Source organism: Acidisarcina sp. (genome assembly GCA_035539175.1).
Classification (GTDB): domain Bacteria; phylum Acidobacteriota; class Terriglobia; order Terriglobales; family Acidobacteriaceae; genus JANXZS01.
Genome location: DATLIY010000009.1, coordinates 193859 through 219758 on the forward strand (window position 1 = coordinate 193859; position 25900 = coordinate 219758).

At 54.7% G+C, this 25900-nt stretch carries 19 protein-coding genes; 12 read left to right on the forward strand and 7 right to left on the reverse strand.

Annotated elements, in window-relative coordinates; all coding sequences use genetic code 11:
* Nucleotides 1-32: 32 nt before the first annotated feature.
* Nucleotides 33-1886, reverse strand: a complete 1854-nt coding sequence (gene pabB, locus VM554_12465) for an aminodeoxychorismate synthase component I (protein ID HVJ09187.1) — start codon at nucleotides 1884-1886, stop codon at nucleotides 33-35.
* A 124-nt stretch (nucleotides 1887-2010) separates the two neighbouring features.
* Between pabB and VM554_12470 the strand changes: the two genes are divergently transcribed.
* From VM554_12470 to VM554_12500, 7 genes are all read left to right on the forward strand, one after another.
* Nucleotides 2011-2904, forward strand: coding sequence for a sigma-70 family RNA polymerase sigma factor (locus VM554_12470; GenBank protein ID HVJ09188.1), 894 nt, complete (start codon nucleotides 2011-2013; stop codon nucleotides 2902-2904).
* A 93-nt stretch (nucleotides 2905-2997) separates the two neighbouring features.
* Entirely contained in the window at nucleotides 2998-4359 is a 1362-nt protein-coding gene (locus VM554_12475) for a TolC family protein (protein HVJ09189.1), read from the forward strand.
* Nucleotides 4356-5474 carry an efflux RND transporter periplasmic adaptor subunit gene (locus VM554_12480; GenBank protein HVJ09190.1) on the forward strand — a complete coding sequence of 373 codons (1119 nt, stop codon included), beginning with the start codon at nucleotides 4356-4358 and terminating at the stop codon, nucleotides 5472-5474. Before VM554_12475 ends, VM554_12480 begins: the two co-directional genes overlap by 4 nt.
* On the forward strand, nucleotides 5471-8734 hold the full coding sequence (locus VM554_12485) for an efflux RND transporter permease subunit (protein ID HVJ09191.1): 3264 nt from the start codon (nucleotides 5471-5473) through the stop codon (nucleotides 8732-8734). The genes VM554_12480 and VM554_12485 overlap by 4 nt, the downstream gene beginning before the upstream one ends.
* A gap of 215 nt (nucleotides 8735-8949) precedes the next feature.
* On the forward strand, nucleotides 8950-9543 hold the full coding sequence (locus tag VM554_12490) for a methyltransferase domain-containing protein (protein ID HVJ09192.1): 594 nt from the start codon (nucleotides 8950-8952) through the stop codon (nucleotides 9541-9543).
* 4 nt (nucleotides 9544-9547) lie between these two features.
* A complete protein-coding gene (locus tag VM554_12495) occupies nucleotides 9548-10258 on the forward strand; it encodes an OsmC family protein (protein ID HVJ09193.1) in 711 nt (236 codons plus the stop codon).
* 110 nt (nucleotides 10259-10368) lie between these two features.
* Nucleotides 10369-10992, forward strand: coding sequence for a class I SAM-dependent methyltransferase (locus tag VM554_12500; GenBank protein ID HVJ09194.1), 624 nt, complete (start codon nucleotides 10369-10371; stop codon nucleotides 10990-10992).
* Nucleotides 10993-11001: 9 nt separating this feature from the next.
* Here VM554_12500 and VM554_12505 read toward each other — a convergent pair whose 3' ends face one another.
* Genes VM554_12505 through VM554_12515 form a run of 3 tightly spaced genes read right to left on the reverse strand, consistent with a single transcriptional unit; the run spans nucleotide 11002 to nucleotide 16844 of the window.
* Entirely contained in the window at nucleotides 11002-12420 is a 1419-nt protein-coding gene (locus tag VM554_12505; GenBank protein ID HVJ09195.1) for a TolC family protein, read from the reverse strand.
* Nucleotides 12420-15605 carry an efflux RND transporter permease subunit gene (locus tag VM554_12510; protein HVJ09196.1) on the reverse strand — a complete coding sequence of 1062 codons (3186 nt, stop codon included), beginning with the start codon at nucleotides 15603-15605 and terminating at the stop codon, nucleotides 12420-12422. The genes VM554_12505 and VM554_12510 overlap by 1 nt, the downstream gene beginning before the upstream one ends.
* Before the next feature lie 3 nt (nucleotides 15606-15608).
* Entirely contained in the window at nucleotides 15609-16844 is a 1236-nt protein-coding gene (locus tag VM554_12515) for an efflux RND transporter periplasmic adaptor subunit (protein ID HVJ09197.1), read from the reverse strand.
* An 856-nt stretch (nucleotides 16845-17700) separates the two neighbouring features.
* Here VM554_12515 and VM554_12520 point away from each other — a divergent pair.
* Nucleotides 17701-18483 carry a peptidoglycan-binding protein gene (locus VM554_12520; GenBank protein ID HVJ09198.1) on the forward strand — a complete coding sequence of 261 codons (783 nt, stop codon included), beginning with the start codon at nucleotides 17701-17703 and terminating at the stop codon, nucleotides 18481-18483.
* Between the two features lie 63 nt (nucleotides 18484-18546).
* Complete coding sequence (locus VM554_12525) at nucleotides 18547-19329, forward strand: L,D-transpeptidase family protein (protein ID HVJ09199.1); 783 nt, start codon at nucleotides 18547-18549, stop codon at nucleotides 19327-19329.
* On the opposite strand, the gene VM554_12530 is transcribed toward VM554_12525, so the two are convergent.
* Together VM554_12530 and VM554_12535 are read right to left on the reverse strand one after the other, a co-directional pair.
* Nucleotides 19285-19923, reverse strand: coding sequence for a DUF882 domain-containing protein (locus VM554_12530; protein HVJ09200.1), 639 nt, complete (start codon nucleotides 19921-19923; stop codon nucleotides 19285-19287). The genes VM554_12525 and VM554_12530 overlap by 45 nt on opposite strands.
* Nucleotides 19924-20057: 134 nt before the next feature.
* Nucleotides 20058-20618, reverse strand: a complete 561-nt coding sequence (locus VM554_12535) for a CBS domain-containing protein (protein HVJ09201.1) — start codon at nucleotides 20616-20618, stop codon at nucleotides 20058-20060.
* A 231-nt stretch (nucleotides 20619-20849) separates the two neighbouring features.
* Here VM554_12535 and VM554_12540 point away from each other — a divergent pair, with 231 nt between their 5' ends.
* From VM554_12540 to VM554_12550, 3 genes are all read left to right on the forward strand, one after another.
* The gene (locus tag VM554_12540) at nucleotides 20850-22016 is read left to right on the forward strand and encodes a VLRF1 family aeRF1-type release factor (protein ID HVJ09202.1); all 1167 of its coding nucleotides are present in this window, start codon (nucleotides 20850-20852) and stop codon (nucleotides 22014-22016) included.
* Between the two features lie 97 nt (nucleotides 22017-22113).
* Complete coding sequence (locus tag VM554_12545) at nucleotides 22114-23544, forward strand: phosphoribosyltransferase family protein (protein ID HVJ09203.1); 1431 nt, start codon at nucleotides 22114-22116, stop codon at nucleotides 23542-23544.
* 68 nt (nucleotides 23545-23612) lie between these two features.
* Nucleotides 23613-24605 carry a zinc-dependent alcohol dehydrogenase family protein gene (locus VM554_12550; GenBank protein HVJ09204.1) on the forward strand — a complete coding sequence of 331 codons (993 nt, stop codon included), beginning with the start codon at nucleotides 23613-23615 and terminating at the stop codon, nucleotides 24603-24605.
* A 79-nt stretch (nucleotides 24606-24684) separates the two neighbouring features.
* Here VM554_12550 and VM554_12555 read toward each other — a convergent pair whose 3' ends face one another.
* On the reverse strand, nucleotides 24685-25656 hold the full coding sequence (locus tag VM554_12555; GenBank protein ID HVJ09205.1) for an ATP-dependent 6-phosphofructokinase: 972 nt from the start codon (nucleotides 25654-25656) through the stop codon (nucleotides 24685-24687).
* Nucleotides 25657-25900: the final 244 nt, after the last annotated feature.

Sequence of the window (25900 nt, forward strand, 5' to 3'; positions counted from 1 at the left end):
GTGTAAAGATCAAGCACCGGAATGCAGGCACTTCAATCCAGGCAGAAAGAGCTCACCTGGCGAAGGCCGCGAACAGCATTCCCAATGAATATGGCATCCGCGGATTCCAGATCATGCACCTTCAGAACACTTTCCTGTGCGGTCGCATCGGTTTCCAGAAGATGGCGGCGGAGGATCCCTGGCAGTACACCGGAGCTGAGTGGCGGGGTCAGAAGTTTCCCTTCCCTGTGCACAAAGATGTTGCTGATTGCGCCTTCCGTCACCTCCCCTCTTTCGTTGAGGAAGATCACTTCGTCGAATCCATCTCGCTGTGCTGCCTGATATTCCTGCTCATATAGATCTCGATGCGTTGTCTTATGACGGAGAAACACATCCGGGGAAGAGGTGCGCTTGCTGGAGAGGCGGATACGCGCGGTCTTCTGGTGGACGGTTTGCGTGGTTGAAGTGACGACCACCTTACCCTCTGCATTTAGCAGAAGCCTGACTCGATATCGAGACCCAGCCGCAAACAGGCCCGCGTGTTCTTGCAGTTGCGAAGAAACATCGGCACGGCAGAACGGGAAGCTAAAGTAAGCCGCGGAGGACTCCAGCCGATCCAGATGCATCGGTAGAAACTGGTACGTTCCATCCCACAGCATCGTCTCAATCAGTTGAAACTCCTGTATGGAACGGGTAAGAAACTCTGCCTTCAACAGGCACTCCCTGTACTCATCCGCCGGAACCGAATCCGCAACGATTCCGCCGCCAACGCCCATGTGCGCCTCTCCTGCCTTCAAGACGAGCGTGCGAATTGCAACGTTGAATGTGGAGGTCCCATTCGGAGATAGAAAACCGATTGCACCGGTATAGACTCCACGCGGATGTCCTTCCATCTCATGAATGATCTGCATGGTACGAATCTTGGGGGCTCCGGTGATGGAGCCACTTGGGAAGATACCCTTAAAAATGTCGTAGTACGAGAGCCCAGTCCGCAGTTCGCCGGAGATGGTTGAAGTCATTTGCAACAGTGTCTGATATGTTTCAACAGAAAAGATGTCCTCAACCCGGACGCTTCCCATCTTACAGATTCGTCCAAGGTCATTGCGAAGCAAGTCCACGATCATCACATGCTCACTCCGGTTCTTCTCGTCATTCTGGAGCCGGATAGCCGCCAGGGCGTCGCTTGCAGCGTCCAGCCCGCGCGGCATAGTGCCCTTCATTGGCCGCGTATAGATTCTGCCATGATCGATTCTGAAGAATAGCTCGGGAGAAAGCGAAAGGATGTGGTGCCCGACCACGTTCAGAAATGCGCCATACGCCACGGGCTGATGTCGCAGCAACGCAGCAAAGGCAGCCGCGGGGGAAACCTCCACCGGAAGGCACACACTGTCAGTAAAGTTGACCTGGTAGGTATCCCCAGCAGCAATATACTCTTTGATTTTCCGGATGTTTTGACAATATTCCTCCTCGGAAATCCCCAGAGTTACATGCTCCGCGAGACGAAGCGGTATCTCCTCTAATGGCTCGTCCCCGAAAGGCAGTGATGGATTCCCCTCGAAGCTCCCAGTTTCATGGTCAAAGACGAGTGGGCTTTGATAGACGCCAAACCACGCAAGCGGCAAACCATGTGGAGTGGTAGAAACGCCGGCGGTGCGCTCAAAATGGTAACCGCACTCATAACCAAGGAAGCCCGCAACATAAAGCCCGCGCGCTAAAGCTTCTTCTATCTGATGGAAGAGATGCGGAATATCGTCAAGGGTCCAGGCTGTTAGAGTCTCTATTGCATTCAGGAACACAAAACTCCGCTTGTTGACAGCATCGAAGCGCGCCGTCTCGAGGAGGATGGAATCCGGGCTGCGGGCTATGAACGCGTGCACTTGCCGCGGAAGCTGGGTCCATCGATTCAATCCATTCCTCCCTTTTTCGCCTTCCGAACTTGCGGATGGACGGCTGGCTGCGTGTATCAGTCTCGCTGCCGGACATGACGGCTATACTTAAGTAGACATTCTAAGTCTACTTATAGGCAGCGACATGCGTCCGGAACTCGTTCAGGCAGCGAAACTGTTAGGCAGCAACGATCTCGACTCTGTCAGCGAAGCGCTTCGTCTGATGCAGAGTACGGTGTACTCCTTCAGCATGAAGGTATGTGGCCACCCGGAAGATGCTGAAGACACGATGCAGGACGTGCTGATCAGTTCCCTTCCACACCTGGCGAAGATCCATGATCCGAAGGCGCTCGCTGTTTGGCTTTACACCGCCACGCGCCATCGCTGCTGGCGGTCCAGGCGCAAGAGCGTCTACGCCCCCAAGCAGACACTCTCCCTTGACGACCTGATGCCGGATGACTCCGAGCTGGGGCTTTTGCTTCAGGATGCAACCGCCAATCCTGAGAGCCACCTCCTGCGTGGAGAAGAAGATCAACTCATCCACAAAGCCATCCTCAGCGTTCCGCCCCAATATCGAATCGTGCTGGTTCTGCACGACATGGAAGACCTGAATACTGAACAGATTGCACAGGTCCTCGACATTCGTCCCGGAACGGTGAGGGTACGTCTCCATCGCGCCCGGCTTTACGTGCGCAGAGAGATGAATCGTCTCCTCGACGAAATTCCAGATCCACGACCCCAGTCGCAACGACGCTCCGGCCATCCCGCGAAGACGCTGCGACGACCGCAAGAATGCAGAGAGCTCTTTTCCAACCTCTCCGAATATCTTGACGGGAGAGTGGAAGCGGGGAGTTGCGAGGAGATGCGTGGGCATATCGAGGCCTGCCCTGCCTGCATCGCGTTTCTACAGGATCTCCGCCGGGCGATTGACCGATGCCGTCGTCTGGACCTCAAGTGCGACCCGAAGATTGCGCCGAAGCTGCGTTCCCTGCTGACCTCCGAATATCTTCGAATGCTTGGCCTGACGATTCCTAAATAAATACTCTCCATCAATGTAACGATTCTCCGCTCTGTGTCTTTCTTCTATTGAGAGCGCCTTGAGGCGCCTCTCAGGAAGGCTCGGAGCAAAACGATGCGAACTTTTCTGCGAGGGTGTCTCGCAGTTTTATGCCTGGGCATCTCCTGGGTGACAGTTGCCGCGCAGCAGATTCAGCCGCTTTCCCTGCGGCAAGCCGTGGCGATGTCTCTTGAAACAAATCCAGACCGCAAAATGGCCCGCGCAGATGCAGACTCTGCAAGAGCAGGCTACAGGCTTGCTCGAACGGCGCTCTTGCCGAGCCTCACTTTCAGCGGATCTGCCATGCGCGGGAACGATCCGGTTTATGCATTTGGCACACGCCTCCGGCAGCAAAACTTTCAACAGAGTGATTTCGCGCTGAACCGCCTGAACCGGCCCACGCCGATCAACAACTTTACCACCCGATTTTCTGGCGACTGGACGGCGTTCGACTCCTGGCATACCGAGTTTGAGATTCGCCGAGCGGACCTCCTCGCGAAGAGCAGTTCGCTTGCTGCAGTTCGCTCCGACGAGGAGGTCGTCCACCGTGTCGTAGCCGCATACCAATCCGTTCTCCTTGCGATGCGGCAGGCAGACCTCGCGGATCATGAGGTCCAGACAGCGGAAGCACTGTTGGAATCCAGCGGGAATCGCGTCGCTGCTGGTCTCGCTGTCGATTCAGACGAGCTCATTGCCTCTGCAAATCTAGCCGAGCGGCAACAAGAGCAGATCGCAGAGCATGGCAGGGTGGAGATCGCCTGGGCAGAACTCGAGGCCGCAATCGGCACGACTATCCCAGCAGAACAGCGGCAGTTGCAACTCCTTTCCGAACGCAAATTTGATCCGGCTCCTCTGCCGGAGCTGGTGATCCTCGCGTTGAAGACAAGGCCAGACCGGCAGAGCCTTAGTCAGGAGAAGGAGGCGCAGAACACTGCGGTGAAATCTTCGAAGTCCGCCTTTGGTCCGCAGATCAGCACGTTCGGCAGCTGGGAAACCGATAGAGACTCCATCGGCAGCGCAGGAGGAAATAATTGGCTTGCCGGGGCAGAACTTCGGATAGACATCCTTCCGCTGGGAAAGCGCGAAAGCCTGACTGCGTCCAGGATCGCCCTGCGTAAAGCTCAGGCCACAGCAGATGCTGCGGATCAACAAATCAAACTGGATGTGACGCGCTCCTATTACGAGCATCTGGCCGCAAGCAGAATGCTGGATGTTGCACGCGCCTCCACAAGCCAGACCGAGGAGAGCCTGCGAATCCTGAAGGACAGATACGAAGCAGGGCTCACCACGATCACAGAGGTTCTACGTGCGGAAGATGCACAACGGCAAAGCCGCACAAACTATTGGAGTGCTGTATCCCAAAATATGATGACCTACGCAAACCTAAGATTTGCTACCGGCACACTGACCGCGGATAGCGTAGAGGACCTTCAATGAACGCTCGTCACAATCATCTTTTCGTACTGCTCTCCGCCCTGTCTGCCACGTTCTATGGCTGTGCCAAAGCGCCATCCACGCCCGCGTCTCCTCCTGTCGTTACTGGCCTCGCCGTAGAACAGGTTCACTCAGCACAGATCCCACTCCGGATCGATGCCGTAGGCACGGTTCATTCACGGGAATCTGCTGTCTTGTCTTCTCAGGTGATGAGGCGGGTAACATCGATCCTTGTACACGAGGGCGACCAGGTGCGGGCCGGTCAGCTTCTTGTAACGCTCGACAATGCCCAATCGACATCAGATGTCGAACGCGCACACGCGAACATTTCGAGCAGTGTGGAAGAACTAAAGATCGCGGAAACTGAGTCGGACTTGGCTAAGTCGACGCTGGCTCGTTATCAATTACTCCGCGATAGAAAGAGCGTCAGCCCGCAGGAATTTGATGAGGTCCAACGCCGATCCGAGACCGCAGCGGGGCATGTGGAAGCGGCTCGCTCCAGGCTGCAGGGTGCAAAGTCAGCCGAAGCCAGCGCCCGCACGGTCTCCGGTTACTCACGGCTCTATTCGCCATTTTCTGGCACAGTGACAGCTCGCCGGGTAGACCCCGGAACAATGGCAATACCCGGTACGCCACTCATCGAAGTAGAGAAGAAAGGCGTGCTCCAGTTACATGTGAACGTAGATGAATCTCTGCTTCCCCTATTGCACGACGGGCTACAGATTCCAGTAACACTCGACACTCTTTCGAAGGAATCACTCCAGGGAAGAATTTCACAGATCATTCCAGCCGCAGATCCGACGAGCCACAGCTTCCTGGTGAAAATAGATCTTCCCGCGGTAGCTGGAATGCGCTCTGGCATGTTCGGCACAGCAGGTATCGAGACAAAAGATAGGTCTACGTTACTGGTTCCGCAATCGGCAGTCGTGAATCATGGCTCCCTTGCGAGTCTGTGGGTTCTCGACCAGAATCATGTCGCTTCGTTGCGCTACATAACTCTCGGTGCGAAGAATGGCACAAACTACGAAGTGCTATCCGGCCTAGCCGCAGGAGAGACGGTTGTCCTCTCCCCTGGTGACCGGGAGCTGGGTGGCAAGAGGATCGAGGTAAGCCAGTGAAGCAGCATCGCGGAATCGCTGGCAGCATCGCGGCGACCTTCATACATTCAAAGCTGACGCCACTCTTTATCATTGCGTCGCTGGTCGTGGGAGCATTCGCCGTCCTGGTGATTCCTCGCGAAGAAGAGCCTCAGATCGTCGTGCCGATGTTTGACGTAACCACTTCGTTGCCTGGCGCATCTCCAACGGAAGTAGAGCAGCGCGTCACAGTTCCAATCGAAAGGCTGTTGCGCGAAATTCCGGGTGTCGAATATGTCTATTCAACATCGAGTCCCGGCGCGAGCCTTGTCATCGCCCGCTTCCTGGTTGGCACGCGCGAAGACGATGCCCTGGTAAAGATCTACAGCAAGATCTTTTCAAACATGGATCGCTTCCCGCGCGAGGCCTCCCAGCCAATGATCTTGCAACCGACCATTAAAGAGCGCTCCATTGACAACGTTCCTATCCTGTCGCTGACCTTATGGGGGAAAAACTACAGCTCGTCCCAACTGCGCGCTATCGCCGCAGAGCTTGAGCACAGCATTCAACAGGTCAATGATGTTTCTGAGACAAGTATCCTGGGTGGTCAGCCGCGGGCGATGCTAGTCCGGCTGAGCGAGGACCGGCTAACTTCCTACTCCATTTCACCAACAGCGGTTGTCAATCACCTCCAGGCTGCAAACGCGCGCGTACAAGCTGGCCAATATGCCGCTGGCAATCAAGAGTTCCGGGTAGACGCCGGGCAATTTTTCCAGAGTAAAGAGGACCTCGAGAATGTAGTGGTTGGCGTTGACCGTGGACGCCCGGTATATCTGCGGAACGTCGCCGAGCAGATCGTAGATGGGCCGGCAGAACCAACGAACTATGTCATCTTCGGCAATGGTGCTGGAGGAGCACAACACGAGGCTGTGGTTGGAGCTGATTTCCCCGCGGTCACCATCACGGTGGCCAAGCGCAAGGGGACAAATGCGACTGACATCGCGAGAGCAGTTCTGAATCGCGTAGCCGAGATGCGCAAGACCACACTACCCGCCGACCTCAACATCACTACTACAAGAAACTATGGCGACACGGCCAAAGCGAAATCGGATGAGTTACTCAAGCATCTGTTGCTCGCAACCCTCTCCGTAACCTTGCTGATAGCAATCTTTCTCGGCTGGAGAGAATCGGGCGTTGTGCTGCTGGCCATCCCAGTGACTTTGGCATTGACGCTGGCCATCTTCTATCTCTACGGCTTCACCCTAAACCGTGTCACGCTATTTGCCCTTATCTTCAGCATCGGCATCCTGGTAGATGACGCTATAGTCGTCGTTGAAAATATGGTTCGTCACTTCCGTCTGCCTGAAAACAAGGGGCGGCCGATCGGCGACGTTGCGATTGAGTCGGTGGCCGAGGTTGGCAATCCCACCATTCTGGCCACCATTGGCGTGATTGCGGCGATTCTCCCCATGGCCTTTGTTCGCGGGCTTATGGGCCCATATATGCTGCCAATTCCAATTGGCGCCTCCTCGGCGATGTTGTTCTCTCTCATCGTCGCCTTCGTGGTTTCTCCCTGGGCAGCGCTGCGACTTCTTTCGCACACTGCCGATTATGACAAAGACCACGCATCTCAGGAGGATCGCACTACCAAGCTATATCGGCGTGTTATGTCACCGCTGATTCTTTCACGGCGTCACCGTTGGTTGTTTCTCATAGGAATCGTAGTTCTTCTCCTGCTTGCCTTCGCTCTGGTTCCTCTGAAGCTAGTAAGAGTAAAGATGCTTCCCTTCGATAACAAGAGCGAATTTCAGGTTATCGTGGATATGCCCGACGGAACTACTCTTGAGCAGACCGCCCGTGTGGCTCAGACGCTAGGTCACTACATCGCACAGCAGCCTGAGGTAGCAAACTATCAGGTCTATGCCGGCTTGTCCGGGCCGTATAACTTCAATGGCCTGGTTCGCCATTCCTACCTGCGTCATCAACCGAATCAGGCAGACATACAAGTCAACCTTCTACCTATCTCAGAGAGAAGTGCGCAGAGTCATCAAATCGCCAAGAGACTAAGACCGGATCTGGTAAAACTTGGCCTTCCCTTCGGTGCACGCATCAAGGTAAGCGAAGTCCCCCCCGGTCCACCTGTTATACAGACTCTCGTGGCCGAGATCTATGGCCCGGACGCTGCCGGACAATTTGATGTAGCACGCCAGGTAAAACAAATCTTCCAAAAAACCACGGGCGTCGTCGACGTAGACTGGTACGTCGAGGATCCCCAGCCCACAATTACCTTCAAAGTAGATGAAGATAAGGCCGCGTTACACGGAATTGCGGTCTCCGATGTAGCTCGCGCATTAACCATTGCGGAGTCAGGCGCAGAGGCAGGACGCGTTCACGATGAAGCATCCAGGGAGCCGGTGCCGGTGACAGTTCAGATGGAGCGGGCTGGCCGTTCCTCCCTGGAAGCACTGGAGGACATCACACTCAACGGCGCGGATGGCAGCATGGTCTCTCTGCGTGAGCTGACGCAGGTTGAGTATGGGGTTCTACAGCCAAGTATCTATCGCAAAAATATGCGACGTGTTGTCTATGTGACGGGAGACGTTTCCGGCGCGGAAGAGAGCCCAGTGTATGCGATCTTCAAGATGAATCGAGCCCTTGATCATCTTCAGCTGCCAGCGGGTTATACACTGGCAAGATACAACGCCGTGCAGCCGGAATCGACCGATCATTATGCGATGAAGTGGGACGGTGAGTGGCAAATCACACTTGAAGTGTTTCGCGATCTGGGACTTGCATTTGCTGCTGTACTGATCCTCATCTACGTGCTGGTTGTCGGATGGTTCCGCTCCTTCATCGTGCCAGTAGTAATCATGGCTCCCATCCCTCTCACGCTGGTAGGAATTCTTCCTGCACACGCACTGCTGGGAGCCTTCTTCACAGCCACTTCCATGATTGGATTTATCGCCGGAGCCGGCATCATCGTTCGCAATTCTATTATTCTTGTGGACTTCATAGAGCTTCGGCGCAGAGAGGGGATGCCCCTTGCCGATGCAGTTATTGATGCTGGAGCTGTTCGCTTCCGTCCTATGTTGCTGACTGCTGCTGCGGTAGTTGTCGGCGCTAGCGTGATTCTCTCCGACCCCATCTTTCAAGGACTGGCGCTCTCGCTTATCGCCGGAGAGGTAGCATCTACATTACTCTCTCGCATTGCCGTCCCTATCCTCTATTACATAGTCGAGGCGAGCCATGAATCCTTGTCCTCTAATTCACTTCCTCAGGAACCAAAGGAGTCTCTCAGATGACAGTCGAACGCGGCTTACGTTTGTTGGCCGGAATAGTAATTCTCTTATCTCTGGCCCTTGCACACTGGGCCTCTGCGTGGTGGCTTTTGCTGACGGCCTTTGTTGGCCTGAATCTATTCCAGTCCGCGCTCACCAACTGGTGTCCCGCTATGATGATCTTTCGGGCGATGGGCCTGAAAGATTGCACAACACAATCCACTCGTTGAAGGTAGCCAATGCACGAACGAAGATTCTCTCCCTCGCAGGCTCATAAGCTCGATGCTCCCGAACGCAAGACATGGCTACCTGTAGCAGATGTCCTTGCAGTCCTGAATCTCGATGCAGGATGGACTGTGGCCGACGTCGGCGCAGGCACAGGCTATTTCGCTCTCCCGTTCGCCAAGGCAGTGGAGACAGGAAGAGTCCTTGCCGTCGACGTCGAACCAGAGATGCTCGCCAGGCTACAAAGCAAATTACCTGCTTCCGGTATAACGAACCTGGACTGCATCTCAGGCGAGGCGTCTGCCACTAGTCTCCCCGATCACAGCTGCGACCTGGTCTTCCTTGCTAACATCTGGCACGAAGTGGATGATCCATCAGCAGTACTTGATGAGGTACATCGAATATGCAAGAGCCAGGGACGAATCGCAATACTCGATTGGCGCCCTGATGTGGAACAACCACCCGGACCACCGACGGAACACCGCATTTCGCCCGAGAGTGTGGCGATAGTACTCTCCGGCGCCGGATTCATCATTCATTCAATATCTGAGGTTGGTACTTATTCCTACATCGTAGTTGCACAGCAGCCGGATGGAGGAGGGTCCTGAACTTATGCGGTCTACTCAACCAACCATGGATACTCTCCGCGATCAGACCTATAGATCGATGCTTCGCCTTGATGCAGGCAAAGAAGGAGCAGTTCCATCTCTGTGCGTAGCCCTGGCAGAGGCGTGGAATGCTGTTGGCACAATTGGGGAGTCGAGACAGTTCGGGGAATGGCTGCGGAAGATCACACCAATTTGTCTGATCATGATTTCCCATTCACGCTGTTCTGGGAGCGGTGCGACTTATCTGAAACAGCAACAGCGCTATAACAAGCATATTTCAAAGAAAGGCATGCAAACAATTATGGAAGTTAAGGTAACCCATCTCGATAACGTAAGATTTTCAATTCAGGCACGGGAACACACAATCATCAGCGATCAGCCCACAGACAACGGTGGCCAGGATACAGGGATGACGCCGCCGGAACTTCTGCTTGCTTCGCTCGGCTCCTGTGCAGCGTTTTATGCAGCCCAATATTTGAAGACGAGAAATCTTTCCGAGAGCACCCTCACAGTTACAGTTACTGCCGAGAAGCTAAAACAGCCAGCACGCATGGGAACATTCCGTATACACGTCGACTGCCCCGTACCATTGTCTGAAGATCAGAAACAGGCTTTGCTGCGTTCTGTACATCAATGCCTGGTTCATAATACGTTGCTATCGCAACCTGACATAGCTCTAGCCTTGACCACTCCAGAGAGCATAGTCGCCGGATAATTGTGTGTGTCATTGTTATAGGTTGCGAAGTAGTTTCTCATGGATGAACATGGGTAAACTACAACAACAATATTGACCATAACCAGGGACATTAGATACCGAGACGAACCATGCTGAATAGTGAGCAGCGAAAATACCACTGGGACAACATCTATAGAACCCGCGCCGAGCATGAGGTAAGTTGGTTTGAGGAGGTTCCGGCAGTATCTTTCGAGTTGATTCGAAAAAGCTCGAAAAACCTGAGTGGCGCCATTGTTGATATCGGAGGAGGAAGCTCCCACCTGGTGGATCTCTTGCTTCGCGCAGGCTTCTCAAACATCAACGTGCTCGATGTGTCGGCTAGCGCGTTGCAGATAGCACAGGCGAGACTCGGCCCGCAGGCGGCTAAGGTCAACTGGATTGAGAGCGATGTGCTCCAGTGGAACAGAGCACGAGACATTGACATCTGGCATGATCGAGCTGCCTATCATTTTTTGACCGAGAGGGAGCACAGGACACAGTATGCAAACGTTGCGGCTCGCAGTATTGCTCCCTCCGGAATACTAATTGTGCAGGCATTTGCTCTCGAAGGACCGCGCTCCTGCAGCGGCTTGCCCGTTCACCGCGAAAGCGCGGAGTCTATCCAGGCCAACTTCGCAGACGACTTTGACTTACTCGACTTTTTTCTACATGAGCACACCACCCCAAGTGGCACAAAGCAACTCTTTCAAGTATGCAGGTTGCGACGAAGATGATGTGACACCTCATGGTTGCGCCCCCGTCTGAAAGCGCAAGACCGACATGGCAGCGCCATATTGGGATCGTGCGTTTGCATTGCTGATCGCGGCTTGCGTTTGTTGGAGTTGCGCCTGGCTCAGCTCCACGATAGAACTCAAGCCCAATTGATATCGTGTCTGGGACAGTTCCAGCGCGGTGTTGGCTTGTTTGAGAAGTTCATTCGTAACAGTGACACGTTGCAAGGCCGTGTTAGCGTTGAGCCACGATGTCCTGACGTCACGCACCACCTGATTCAGGAGATCGCGTGTGCGCTCAGCCGCTGCCTGCGCCTGTAGCGTTGCCTCAGACGCCTGTGCGAAATAGCGAAAGCCGTTGAAGATCGGGATACTCATGTTGACTCCCGCCGCTCCGTACCAGTCGCTGTTGAAATATTGACTTGAACCTACGGGAGTCCGGCCGGCAACCCCCAGTACCCTGATGGTTGGGAAAAACTGTTCATGCTGCGCACGGCTGAACTTCCGTGCTGCCTGCTCGTCAAAGCGCAACGATTGAAGATCCGGGCGGTTTTGGATTGCAGAGACGATCAAAGGTTCAGCATCCGCAGGCAACGCAGGTAGATCCGCGCTTTCGACAGGTTGAAAATCCATTTCCCGGTCATATCCAAGAACAGCGCTCAACGCTGCCTTAGCGGCATTCACGTTATTCTCGGCATCCAGTACCAGCAGCTTCGATTGAGACAAGTTGACTTGCGCAAAGCTCAGATCAAGATCGGATTTGAGTTTTGCCGAGGTCAGCGCACTCACCTGGTCCACCAGCGCCTGTCGTGCAGCCACCGTCTCCTGAGCTACCTTTAAAGTGGCCTGTGCTTCCAGCGCCTGAAAAAACACTTCATCCGCTGCGAGGACTATGTCCTCACGGCTTGCTTCGGCATCTGCCTGCTGAGCCTTTTCGCGCAAGGCCGCTGCTGCAACCATGTTCCGTGTATGCCCAAAGTCCGTAACCATCTCGCTTACCTGGGCACCCATCCCCGCGTGCTCTACGAGCGTTGATGAGGTTAAAAAACCTGCGGATAAGCGGCTTCCCTGCTTTGCTTCAACCGCAGTCATATTTCCAGTAAGGTTGGGAAGTTCGTCTGCACGAACTTCCCTTACAATCTGGTGCTGCACCTTGGCGAGTAGTTGGCTCACGCGGATGCGTGGGTTATTCGCAAGAGCAATTTGTTCTGCTTGCGGAAGCGTGAGCCGAGTCGCTCCACTGGTACTCGTGGGCATCTGCGCAGGGGCCGATGGCAATATTCCCTGCTGCTTCGCCAGCAAGATAAGAGAGCCTTTTGCACCAGGTGCATTCGGCAGCGATGATGTGGACTGGGCTTGTGCCCTTAGGATAACGGTGCATCCAATCGTAAGAGCGAAAACCACCAGGTAACGCATCGTTAGTTTCAGCATCAGGCCTCCTCCGCCGCGGCGACATTGTTTTCCTCGTTGCGGTGAATGAGCAGGTAAGCAGCCGGCACCAAAAACACGGTAACCGCAACCGATGCTGTCAGCCCCCCTAGAATCGCGCGTGCCAGCGGAGCGTATTGTTCGCTGCCAGGCTCTAGTGCGAGCGCCATTGGAATCATTCCCAGAATCGTTGCCAGGCTGGTCATCAAGATAGGCCGCAAGCGGACCTTGCAAGACTCAACCAGCGCTTCTTTGAGCGCCATTCCTCCCTTTCGAAGTGTCCCTGTAAATTCGACGATCAGGATGCTGTTGGAAACCGCGATGCCAGTCATCATGACGCAACCCATCAGAGACATTACGTTCATCGTTGTGCCGGTAAGCATCAGGAAAACCAGAACGCCTGAAAGTCCGGGTGGTACAGCCAGAAGAATCACAAATGGATCTGAGAATGAGGCGAACTGAGCCATGAGAACCAGGTAGACGAGAACGACCGCAAGAATTAGGCCGATGGCGAAGCTTGAAAAAGATGCTTGCATATCGCGAACCGCACCCCTCACCTTCACGGTAACTCCCTCTGGCATCTCCGTATCTCTCAATACCCTGTTGACATCTGCACCGGCGCGACTCAGATCTTCCTTCTTCGGCATAACGTAGACATCAAATGTTCGACGCAGTTGATAGTGATCCACTTCAGTCGGAGTATTCATCTGACGGATGTCGGCGACCGATTCAAGTGGTGTTGTATTTGCGCCGCCCGGAGCACGCAGCGGAATCTGCTTGAAATCTGTGAGCGTCTGGATCTGCGTTTCTGGATACTGAACCGTAAGCATATAGCTGTTGCCACTCTTCGGATCAACCCAGAAACTCGGAGCTATCATGCCGTCCGAGGTCAGTGCAGTAATCACGTTATCCACTATGTCCTTGGGTGAAATGCCAAGCAATGCGGCATGCTCACGATTGATCTTCAGTTCCAGACCGGGGTAATTCACATCCTGCGGAATAAGCACATCGCTAACTGAAGGCAGTCCGCGCAGTTTTTGAGCGACGACTTCGGCTAGCTGGTAGGACTGCTGCAGATGATTTCCACCAATTTGAATATCAATAGGTGCAGGCTTACCCTGGTTCACGACAGAGTCAACCAGTCCCCCTGCCTGGAAATAGGTTTGTACATCGGGGAAGTCATCTGTCAGCTTCCTTCGTACACGCTCCATGTAAGCATAGCTGCCAGTCTTGTGATCCTCTTTAAGACTGACTTGAATAAAGGCAGTATGCATTCCGGAGTTCGAGGTGTAGATGGCTGAAAGATCTGGCGTGATTCCGATATTTGAGACGATGATGTTCAGATCCCTCGCGGCAACTACGCTGCGAATATCCTGCTCCATCCTGGCAACATATTCGTTCGTCAATGCAATGCGAGTTCCTGCTGGAACTTTTACGTTCACAACGAATTGTCCAGGATCTGTGCGCGGAAAGAACGCCTTCCCCATAAATGGATAAATGATCAGGCTAAGAAGAAACACCGCGGCACAGATACCGACAACCTTTGCAGGGGTTTCGAGTAGTCGAGTGATCGTGCGCTCATAATGATCTTGCAGCACACGGAAAGCCGCATTGAATCGGCTGACAACAACTCCGAAGAGATGATGTTTTTTTGAGGAGTCGATGCACTCAGCCAGGTCTTCTTCGGCTTCAGCCGCGTTATGGTGTTCATGCCCAGGAGCCAAACGGACGAAGAGCGCACAGAATACCGGAACTACCGTCATCGCAACTGCGTAGGACGCAAAGAGAGCAATCACTACGGCCAATGCAAGAGCGGTGAAAAGGTACTTACTTACTCCATATAGCAGCACCACAGGGAAAAATACGATACAGGTGCAGATTGTTCCGGCCAGAACTGCAAGCTGCACTTCTTTCCCTCCTAGCTCTGCGGCAATGGAAGCCTCCTCTCCCATCTCCATGTGACGAAAGATGTTTTCCAGCACGACAACGGAGTTGTCAATCAAGCGGGAGAGTGCCAGCGCGAGCCCGCCCAACACCATGGTGTTGATCGAACTTCCACCAATGCTCAATGCAAGAAAGGTTGCCAGGCAGGAGATAGGGATGGATAGCAACACCGCAATAGTCGCGCGAACATTGCCCAGAAACAACAGGATCATCAGCGCCGTGAGAACAAGACCAATCGTACCTTCATTGATCACATTCTTAACTGCGATCTTTACAAAGGTAGACTGGTCAAAAACCACATCAGTCTTTAGTACCTTTGGAATATCTAGGAGGTGAGCCACTGCATCTTTTACACCATCTACAATTGTGATGGTATTCGAGTTACCGCCTTGCTTGAGTACGGGAATATAGACGGAACGTTGCCCATCCACGCGAACGATATTGGTCTGCAGTTGTCCGGCATCTTTAGCTTGACCAATATCTGCCACCATGACAGATCCATTGCCGACGGTCTTCAACGGCAGATCATTGATCTCATCGACGGCAGGAACCTGGCTATTCGCGTAGATGTTGTAGTCCTTTGAGCCGATCGCCACGTCGCCCGCAGGCAGGATCAGGTTCGATTCATTCAGAGAATGAACCACGTCCATCACGCTCATCTGGTGGGCTTCGAGCTTCACCGGATCTACGTAGACCATAATCTGTCGATAACGTCCGCCATATGGCTGAGGTACAGAGGCACCAGGAACATTTGCAACCTGGTTTCGAACACTGAACTGAGCCAGGTCCTTGAGTTGCGTTTCATTCAAACCTTGTCCCTTAAGCGTGATCAGGCAGACGGGCAAATTCGAGGCATCGAACTTCAGCACCACGGGAGGCAGCGTTCCGGGAGGCAGACGACGAAGGTTCGCCATTGCAAGATTCGAGACGTTACTAACAGCCGCACTCGCATCCGTGCCGGATTGAAAGTAAATCTTGATAAGACTGACCCCAGGTAGCGAGCGTGACTCGATGTGGTCGATCCCACTACCGAGCGTAAAGAAACGCTCATAGCTATTCGTAATGTTCGACTCGATCTGCTGCGGCGGCATGCCAGCATAGAACGTCGCGACCACTACGACGGGTATGTCAACTTCAGGGAACAAGTCAACAGGCATCCGCGCCACGGTCGTGACTCCTACCACAATCACAACAAGGCACATCATCAAGATGAAAAAAGGGTGCTTGATTGCAAAGGAAGACATTGTTTAGTTGCCTCCCTGCTTTGGCGTCGTCATGAGTCGGGTCATCTTCGGACGAACTATCTCTCCGACCTGATAGTTCGTCTGGCCCGATACAATCACCTGATCGCCAGCGGCAACACCACTTATAACTTCCGACTTATCTGGTCCCTCGATCCCAAGTGTGACGAGTCTCTTTCGAACTGTATCCGACGCATCGATGACCAGCACATAGGGCTGCCCCTCACTCTGCACTATGGCCTGAGTTGGAATCGTCAGCACGTTGTCTCGCTGTTGCAGCGCAATCACCACTTGCGCATACATTCCGGGGCTCAGCTTAAGATCGGGATTGGGAACATCAACCTCCGCCAGCATCGTCCTTGTCGATGTATCCAGGGAGCGGGTGAAGCGAACGATCTTTCCAGGAAATGTCTTTCCCGTTGCCTGGACCTGAATCTGAACTTCGTCACCATCCTGGATATACGGAACATCGCTTTCCGGTATCGGCATGCGCAAGCGCAGCATGTCGCTCTGGGCCAATCTGACTACCGGCATGGCCTGAGTGTTGGAAGTGGTGCCGGACTGAATCAGGGAGCCGGTGTCAGCGTAGCGCATGGTAATGACGCCGCTAAATGGCGCCGTAATAACGGAGTAAGCGGACAGAGCCTGTATGCGTTGTCTGTCGGCGCGAGCTACCCCGAGGTTCCCTTCCGACGCCTCCAGCGCGGACTTGGCTATGCTGATCTTCGCTTCGGAGTCCAAGTCCCTGGCCCGTGCGTCATCCAATTCCTGCTCCGCAATTAGCCCCGGACGCGATTTTGATGCCTGCTCAAGACGCATATAAGCAGCGTGCAGCGCGACGTGATTGGATTCGGCTCCAAGAACTTCGCTCTTGGCACGAGCGATTTCTGATTCGTTGTGCTGGACAGACGCCTGTGCTCCGGCAACCTGCGCAGTCAACTCCGGCACCTCCAGCGTCGCAATCACTTGCCCTGTTCGAACTCGATCGCCAATGTCAACGCCAATCCGGCGAATGTAGCCGGAGACCTTTGCATGGAGATCCACTTCCTGAAAAGGTTGAAACTGTCCAGCAACAGTGAGGGTGCTTGCAAGATTGTCTCGAACAACACGAGTCACCAATGCAGACGGGATTTCAGCGGCCTTGGGATGCGACTCAGCATCCTTACAACCGGCGAGCAGAAGGCTCATCCAGGGAAGCAACGCTGCCATCCCGATGAAGAGGGGGAAAGATCGTTTGTACATTTTTCTCAACACCTATGGACTTCACGCCGGAATAGACATCACGCACCACATCATTCTCCGGCCAGAGAACGGTGGTTTCGTGGCCTGTGCTGTTAGCACTGGCTCGTTTGCAGGGGGAGATTACCTGGAAGGAGTGTAGACCGGAGGAGGGCGGAAGAAGAAAAAACTGAGGCTGGGTCGCTGGTCACACCCGGCAGCCTCTTGAGTGCGACGTGGAACGATCGTCCCTGGCGCGCCGATCAGGCCAAGGAATGCGAAGCTGGCGAGAAATGCATAAACAAATGGAAGTAGAGGCTGGTCCGGGAGCCGCGAATCCTCTGGACCAGCACGATCTAGCAGGATTGGCCGCTCTTTTTGCGAAAGAAGCTTAGCCTGGGGCATGCCGATCGACTTCGCAGGATCACCGTACAGTGAGAGCTTGTACTGCACGCCCCAGGAGAAAAGCGCAAGTAAGAGCATGACTATGGTTGTCAGTTGCGTCCTGCGATGCCTTTTCTCTACGCTATCCATAAACATAATTTCGTCAACGATCGAACGGTGCGATACCCGCGAAATAGACCCTGCTCCTATTATGATGGAAATCGCAATTGAGTGCGAATTCAAACGGACTCACGAAAGATAATTTTCTGTGACAACTTCCAGACTGTTTGGCCGGATCAGAGAGTCGGCATGCCGATTTGAGCGAAAGGGCGCAGGTAATAAATCCAGTCTGCAGTATCGCCTCATCTACTGTCTTTTGTTGCTCTATCTTGCTGGCACCGGGTGCCACGGATCCAACTCTCACGCGGCCGGCAATCCTCAGTCTGTGGCGCTGTTGAGGCTGACAGACGCAGGGCGTTCGCTACAGGATAAGTTGGTGACGTCGGGGAAACTCCCTGACCTGCATTGGCCAGACTTCCAGAGGGAACAGGTCGAAGTAAGGCAGTTCTATAGTTCGGTAAACGGGACCCTGCCATGGATACAGGATTTGCAGCCTACTCCCCAGGCTCGCGCCGTCATCGAGATACTACAAGCCGCCGATAAGGAAGGGTTGCGCCCGGAAGGTTACGACGGACCGCTATGGAAAAGTCGGCTGGCAACCTTCGCACAGAAAAGTTCCCTGTCGGAGTCTGACCTGGTTCGCTTCGATCTCGCACTCACCGTCTGCACCATGCGATATATCTCCGATCTGCATATGGGGCGCATGAATCCCAGAATGTTTCATATTGATCTGGACATTGGTCATGAGCCGTTCGATTTATCCCAGTTCCTTGAGGAACGGCTCATTCACGCACCGGATGTCCCGGCTTCTCTGCGGCAGGTCGAGCCTCCATTCCCAGGTTATCAACGTACCGTTGTGGTCCTGCAGAAATACTCCGATCTGGCACGTCAGAACACGCAAGTATTGCTGCCCATTCCCTCAAAGCCCGTTCACCCGGGAGAATCCTACAGCTATCTGGCACAACTAGCGCAGCTGTTAGCATCATTCGGCGACTTGCCCCCGCAGAAAGAGTTCGACGCCGCATCCATGATCTATCAGCAGCCGATTGTGGATGCATTGAAGCACTATCAGCAGAGGAATGGACTGGACGTAACGGGAGCCATTGATTCTGTCACAGTCAAAGAACTCAATGTACCAATGAGCGCTCGCGTCGCCTAGTTGCAGCTTACCTTAGAGCGATGGCGCTGGCTTCCGCACGAGTTTCAACGGCCTCCGATCGTGGTGAACATCCCTGAATTTCGGCTTTATGCGATGGGCGAACAGCAGCGCCCGGCTCTCCGCATGAATGTCGTAGTAGGCAAAGCCTACCGCCATCAGACACCGGTCTTCGTCAGCACAATTCGTTCCGTCATCTTCCGTCCCTATTGGAATGTGCCGCTAAGCATCCAGCGCGCTGAAATCTTGCCGAATCTCCGAGCCGACTCCGACTACCTTTTCAAGCACGGATACGAGGTAGTTGATCCTTCCGGCACAGTCCTCAGTACTGGCGCGATCGATGCTTCCATCCTTGCAGGACTTCAGAGTGGGAAGCTCATGGTTCGACAGGTTCCCGGCGATAAGAATGCGTTGGGGCTGGTGAAGTTTGACTTTCCGAATCAGTATGACGTGTACATGCATGGCACGCCCTCGATCGCACTCTTTTCAAAATCCCGCCGCGACTTCAGCCATGGCTGCATTCGCGTGGAAGACCCTCCGGCTCTTGCCGCCTGGGTGCTCCATGAAAACCCGGAGTGGACGCCGGATCGCATTCGCGATGCGATGTCAGGAAACGAAACCATACGTGTAAATCTAAAGACGCCGATCCCGGTCCTTATCTTGTATGGGACAGCAACCGTGTCAGAGGGTGGCATTGTCCACTTCTACCGTGATATCTATGGACACGACGAAGCTCTGCGCCGTGCGCTGGATAATGGTTGTCCATATTCGGCAACCGCAGGCGGAGCAGCATCCTGCCCTCAGCTACCAGCGTCGCACCCGGCCAACATCAACGTGAACAAATTCTGACTTCGGATAGTAGCCGACACCTCCGCGATGAAGAGCAAGAGCGGCATCGCGCAATCGACTGGTGCGAACGTTAGGAATGCGGATATCGATTGCCTCACCTTGCACGTGCAGACTGTGGGATGCAACGCCGCTTGTAGTTTGACGAAGGAACTCGTTGCTCCACGGAGTCCGGTAGCCGCAGACAATATCGATCTCAACGTCCGGCTCGCCAACAGCAATTGTCAGGTCATGCAGCAGGTCGAAGAGCCGTGGATCGAGTTGGTAGATTTCTCCCGTGCGATGATCGCGCAGGAATTCATCCAGGCGGGCCACGCTATCGGGTAGATATCTATCTCCCTCGCGATAAACGATGTCGAGTCGTTCTGCTGTGTGGGTGTGATAGAGGTGCAACCGGTATTCCGTCGGCTTATCGGCAGCATGGCCCGCGCTCCACGAGCAAAGCAAAAGCAGGCTCAGACACCAGCCGCGCAGGCAGACGCACAAAATTGAATGCTTGGTTGGATTCAGCGATTCCATATCTCTCCAGCGGTTGCTGACCGGTGGCAACACGTGCGAGCGATACTCCCCACCCCAGAGAAAAGACTTCTTAATCATTTCTCGGGGTGAGGCACACGGTCAAGCGCATGGAGAGATCCAGCGGGCAGCCCGGCTCATCTAGCCCTGGATCGTTGCCGTACTGCCCGCAAGCATTATGCTTCCTTAGGTATGGTGGCGCGGCTGCGTTGCTGCTATGCGCGTGCTGCAGCCACGTGGCCGTGCGCCTGGTGCCTGGATAGGGCAGCCATCGTTTGTTGAATGTGCTCCGCCGTATCGTGAAGCGCTACATCGGCCTGAGAGATAAGGCCCATGCACATCCCGCGTGCATCTACCACGGGAATCCGCCTTACTTGGTTGCGTCTCATCAGGCTTTCGCATGTCTCTATCGAATCATCAGCAGAGCATGTGATTGGCGACTTGGTCATCGCCTCTGAGACCTTCATCTTATCTACTGGTTTTCCAAGTGCAACGGCCTGCAGGCAAATATCCCTGTCGGTAATGATGCCGAGCAATTTTCGCTCCTTGCAATCATTCACCACTGGAAGCGCTCCAACGTCGTTGTCTTTCATCAGTTTTGCTGCCTGCTGAATGGAATCTTCAGCCGTGCAGCAGAAGAGTGTCTTACTCATGATGTCTTTCGCTTTCATGAGTCTCCTCCAATCCGCGCCGTTTCCCAGCGAGCGGATATCCCGCATCGTGCCTAAAGGTGCGGTTTCTTTATTTACTTGGATGCCGAACAACGAAGCTCGCATCGCTATATCTCTCTGAGGGCGAGGAGGATCGGTATCTCTCCAGACTAGCGCGTAAAGTCGCTGAAAAAGATGGCCTTACCTGGCGTCCCTTTGGCGAGCATCCTGCATCCTAATTATCGGAAATTTGCGTCGGATCGCTACGGGTTTTCCTGTCCGCATTCTACTGTTTTGGATCCCACCTACGCTGGGCACCCGCGAAACGTCCGAGACAACTCTAGAACCGAGGGATGTATGTCCGATGCGCTTCAATTATCCTCTCTGATTCAACTGCCGCAACCCGTGCTCACTGTTTACCTTGACACCAATCCTGCGCTATCTAGCAACTGCCGCCCCACCCCTGGGTACATGGCATGGTTCAAGAAAGAGAGTAAGCCCCTGCTCACAAACGATGGCATCCACGATCAGATTCGCCGGGTTGAAGGATTCCTGGAAGAACACCGATCGGAGCAGAGAGGGCTGGCTCTATTTGCCGGACCGAACACATGGAAGGAAGTTCCTCTTCAGGTGGAACCCGTGAATCAATTGCATTGGGGCAAACCCCAGCTCTGGCAACTCTTTTGCATCGCAGACCAATTTGCTCCCAGCTGCATCGTCGCCCTGGATCGATCGGGCGCTCATCTCTTTCTCTATCAATATGGCAACCTGTCGGAGCTAGAGACCAAGGGACTGGAAATCGACGATTCACAATGGAAGCAATTGGAATACGCACGCATGGCAAGCCCAGGGGGCCGGATACCGCATGGCGCGCTACGCGACAACTACGAGCAGCGCATGGATGAACAATATCTACACTTCTGCGCGGAGGTCGCCGGCGCAATCACTGCTTTCTGTAAAGCAAGATCTGCGAAGCACATCTACCTGCTTGGCTCCGATCGGTTGACCAAGCCAGTAGAGGGAAAGCTGCCACATGACCTCAGGGATCACGTCACCAGAATCTCCCACGGAACCAAAGAAGATGGCCCCGTGGCCCTGAAAAAGTTTGTCGAGGAACAGCTTGCCGCCCATCGCACCGAGCGCAAGAGACAGCTTGTTAAAGACCTGCTCAACAGCAAGAAGGACACCGTCCTCGGGCCGGATCATACGCTCCTCCAATTGCAGAGAGGCCGGCTTGCGACGCTGGTTCTCTCGCAAGGCTTTAATCCCATGCTCTATCAATGCACGGGATGCGGGCTTACGATGGCTTCTTCGGCCTGGAATTGCGGCCATTCCCAGGACCTGCGGCCCGAAATCACATTGCATGAGGTGCTGCCAGAACTTCTCTTGAAGCATGCGTGCAATCTTGAGTTAGTCGACGGGCAGGCAGATCAGAGCTTTGCACAGGCAGGCGCTATTGGAGGATGGCTCCGTAACTCACCCGACAAGACAGCAGCTGCGGGAACTGCTCAAGCGAACGCATAAAGAAGGGCAATCAGGCGGCATCGCGGATAGGCCATAGCAGACCATCCCAGACATTGGTTCCCACGGATGAAGTTTGCAGAGTCTTGGGAGGGTAGAAATGCTCTTCACAAATCGAGAAGACGCTGGACATCGGTTGGCCATGCAGCTTCGAGCGTATGCCCACCGCAGTGATGTCATCGTACTTGGAATTCCCCGCGGCGGTGTTCCCGTCGCCTTTGAGATCGCCAGAGAACTCGACACCCCGCTGGATATTTTTCTTTCCCGAAAGCTCGGCGTGCCCGGACACGAAGAACTGGCCTTTGGCGCAGTTGCGGCTGGCGAGGCGCGTTATCTGGATGCGGATCTTATCCAGAGAGCGGGAATCACGCCCCAGCAAATCGAACGAATTACGCAGGAGGTAAAAGAGCAATTGAAGCGGCGAGCGGATCTCTATCGAGGCAACCGCCCTCCGCTGGATGTAGCAGGGCGAACTGTCTTACTGGTGGATGACGGCATCGCCACCGGATCCAGTATCTACGCGGCGATCCAGGCCCTGCGGCAATTGAAACCGGCGAAGCTGGTAGTAGCGGTTCCGGTGGCGCCTCCTTCCACCTGCGATTGGCTTAGGAGAGAAGTAGATGAGTTGATTTGCTTGTATACTCCAGAGAATTTCTATTCCGTCGGACAGTTCTACGGGCATTTCTCCCAGATTACTGACGAAGAAGTGTGCAACTTACTCCGCCAAGCAGAGCGCCCCCTCAAATCTCAAGGCTCTGAAGATTGCCTGGGTACTGCGCCCCACGCTACTTCCCTCTCCGATTCTGAAAACCACATAGACCAACGCGAAGTCTCCATGGAGATCGCGGGAGTAACGCTCTCTGGCACTTTGAGCCTTCCGAAGGCGCCTAAAGGAATCGTCCTGTTTGCGCACGGCAGCGGCAGCAGTCGCCATAGCCCGCGAAATCGTTATGTTGCAAGGGTGCTGCAGTCGCGTGGAATTGCGACTTTACTCTTTGACCTGCTGACCGCAGAAGAAGAATCCATCGATCGGCCGACAGCGGAGCTTCGTTTTGATATCGAGCTGCTGGCACGGCGTCTGGCAGGCGCAACCCAGTGGATGACACACTATCCGGATGCGAGAGGGATCACTCTCGGTTATTTCGGTGCCAGCACTGGCGCTGCAGCGGCACTGGTAGCCGCGGCGCGACTCCCCAACATTGTTACTGCTGTCGTCTCACGCGGAGGACGCCCTGATCTGGCGAACGGCTCTCTCGGAATTGTTCGCGCGCCTACTTTGCTGATCGTTGGAGGAGACGATGAAGCGGTCCTCGCATTGAACCGGAGAGCATTGACCAGGTTAGGATGCAAGGAGAAGAAACTCGTCATCATCCCTGGAGCTACGCACCTCTTCGAGGAGTCAGGCGCTCTGGAGCGGGTGGCGGAAGTTGCCGCAGAATGGTTCGTCCATTATCTTGTTGCGGGTAGCCCAGACGCGCAGAAGGGCGCGGGCGGAGAAGCCGGATCGCCTTTGAGGATGGATGCGGCATGAACCAACGTGCACGCCTCCTACTCCACGCAGGGCCAACTGCACATCTGGAATCCGGAGGATAACTGACGATGAAGGCTGCAATTTTCAGGCCCGCCTCTGCAACGCCTGGACATTTTCTGCAGATCGAGGATGTTCCCCGCCCCCAACTGACAGCGGGGCATGTCTTGCTTCGCGTAGTGGCTTGCGGAGTTTGCCGCACCGACCTGCACATCGTGGAAAAAGAGCTGCCGCCGCTTCATCCGCAGATTATTCCCGGCCATCAGATTGTGGGAGAGGTGGTCGAAGGCGCAACGCCGGAATTACCGCTGGGATCGCGCGTCGGCGTTTCCTGGATCGGCGGTGTAGATGGGGACTGCTGGTACTGCAAGCACGGCATGGAGAACCTGTGCGACAAGCCAACCTTTACCGGCTACACAGTAAATGGAGGCTATGCCGAGTACGCCCTTGCCCGCACCGATTTCACCTTCGCCCTGCCTGCAGGTTTAGATGATGTGCACGTTGCGCCGCTGCTCTGCGCAGGCATCATCGGCTTTCGCAGCTTACGTGTGGCTGGAGTCGAGCCGGGCGAGCGAGTCGGACTCTTTGGTTTTGGCAGCTCCGCCAGCCTGGCGATTCCCATTCTGCAGTCGTGGAATTGCGAAGTCTACGTAGTGACGAGAGGACAGAACCATCGGGATCGAGCTGCCTCCCTCCGCGCAACGTGGATCGGCAAAGAGGCAGACCAGCCTCCCGTACCGCTCGATCGTGCCATCACCTTTGCTCCAAGTGGCAAGGTTGTTCTAACTGCTTTGGCCAGCTTGCGCAAAGGCGGAGTGGTGGCAATCAATGCGATTCACCTGGACCAATTCCCGGCCTTCGACTATGACAAGCTGCTGTGGGGAGAACGGCAATTGAGAAGCGTTGCGAACATGACGCGACAAGATGCCCGCGACTTTCTTACGACCGCGCGAGACCTCAAGATTCGCCCAGAGGTTTCTGTATTTTCTCTCGATAACGCGAATCAGGCCCTTCTGGCCGTCAAAGACGAAACCGGGCATGGATCAACGGTCATCGTTCCTTGAATCGTTCATCTCTGAATGATTCAGAACATGCCGCTTGATCTTCAGCCCGGCTTGCGAAGCTGTGTTTGCGAACCAGCGATTAGCGCGCCAGAATATCGGCGGCCTTCAAGAACCATGGATCCAGAGGCTTCTTACCTCGAACTACCACGTCGAGCGGTGTCGTCGCCAATTCACCTTTGATAACGCCGACCAGTACACCCACGTTGTCCGCGATCATCTGCTCTACGGCGTCCGATCCGAGCCTGGTGCCGAGCAGCCGGTCCGCGCAAGTTGGCGCGGCACCTCGCTGTACATAGCCAAGAACCGTTGAGCGAAATTCGTAGCCCAGCAGCAGGTCGTGCTCATTAAAATACCGGCACAAGCCTTCCGCGTTGTACTTTGCGCCTTCCGCCACTACCACGATCACATGCGGCTTCCCGCGCTCGTATGCATCCTGGATGCGCTCGGCGAGTTGCTCCGGCACGACTTCTACCTCCGGCAGTACGATGGCTTCCGCTCCGCCTGCTATGCCGGACATCAACGCCAGGTAACCGCATTTTCTCCCCATCACTTCAACCAGCAGCGCCCGGCGATGCGAGGAGGCCGTTACCTTCAAGTTGTCGATCGCATTCAAAGCGACATTGAGCGCAGTATCCACGCCAATCGTGATGTCGGATCCGAAGAGATCGTTGTCAATCGTCGACGCCACGCCAACCACGGGAAATCCCATCTGATGCAGCGCATGCGCTCCTGTCTGCGATCCATTGCCCCCAATTACGATCAAGCCTTCAATCCCACCGCCGCGCAGTCTACGAATGGCCAGTTCCCTGCCTTCTTCGGTCTGGAACTCCGGACATCTGGCGCTTCCCAGTACTGTGCCACCGCGCTGGATGATGCTGCCCACATCGCGCGCGCCGAGCCGCTGAAAGTTCCCTTCAATAAGCCCTGAGTACCCTTGTCGAACGCCCCACACATTGATCCCGCGGGCCAGGCCAGTTCGAACCACCGCCCGGATGGCTGCATTCATCCCAGGCGCGTCACCCCCACTCGTCAAGACTGCAATATTCTTCATGCAATTTTTCCTTTTTGCCGATCACTTTCAGAATCGCAGCCGCCGATATCTTTCGGCGGTGATCGGCATCACGCCTCAAACCCGCAAACGCGAGGCGCTTATAGTCTTTGTTTACACGCATTGTGCCCCGCCGTCTTCAGCAGGAGAATAATTTGGGTGCGGTCTATTGGAGATTCGTCATTCCAGTGCGCGCAAAATAGCCAGGACGCTGGCAAGGATGGGCTTCCAACTCGCAATCAAGCAG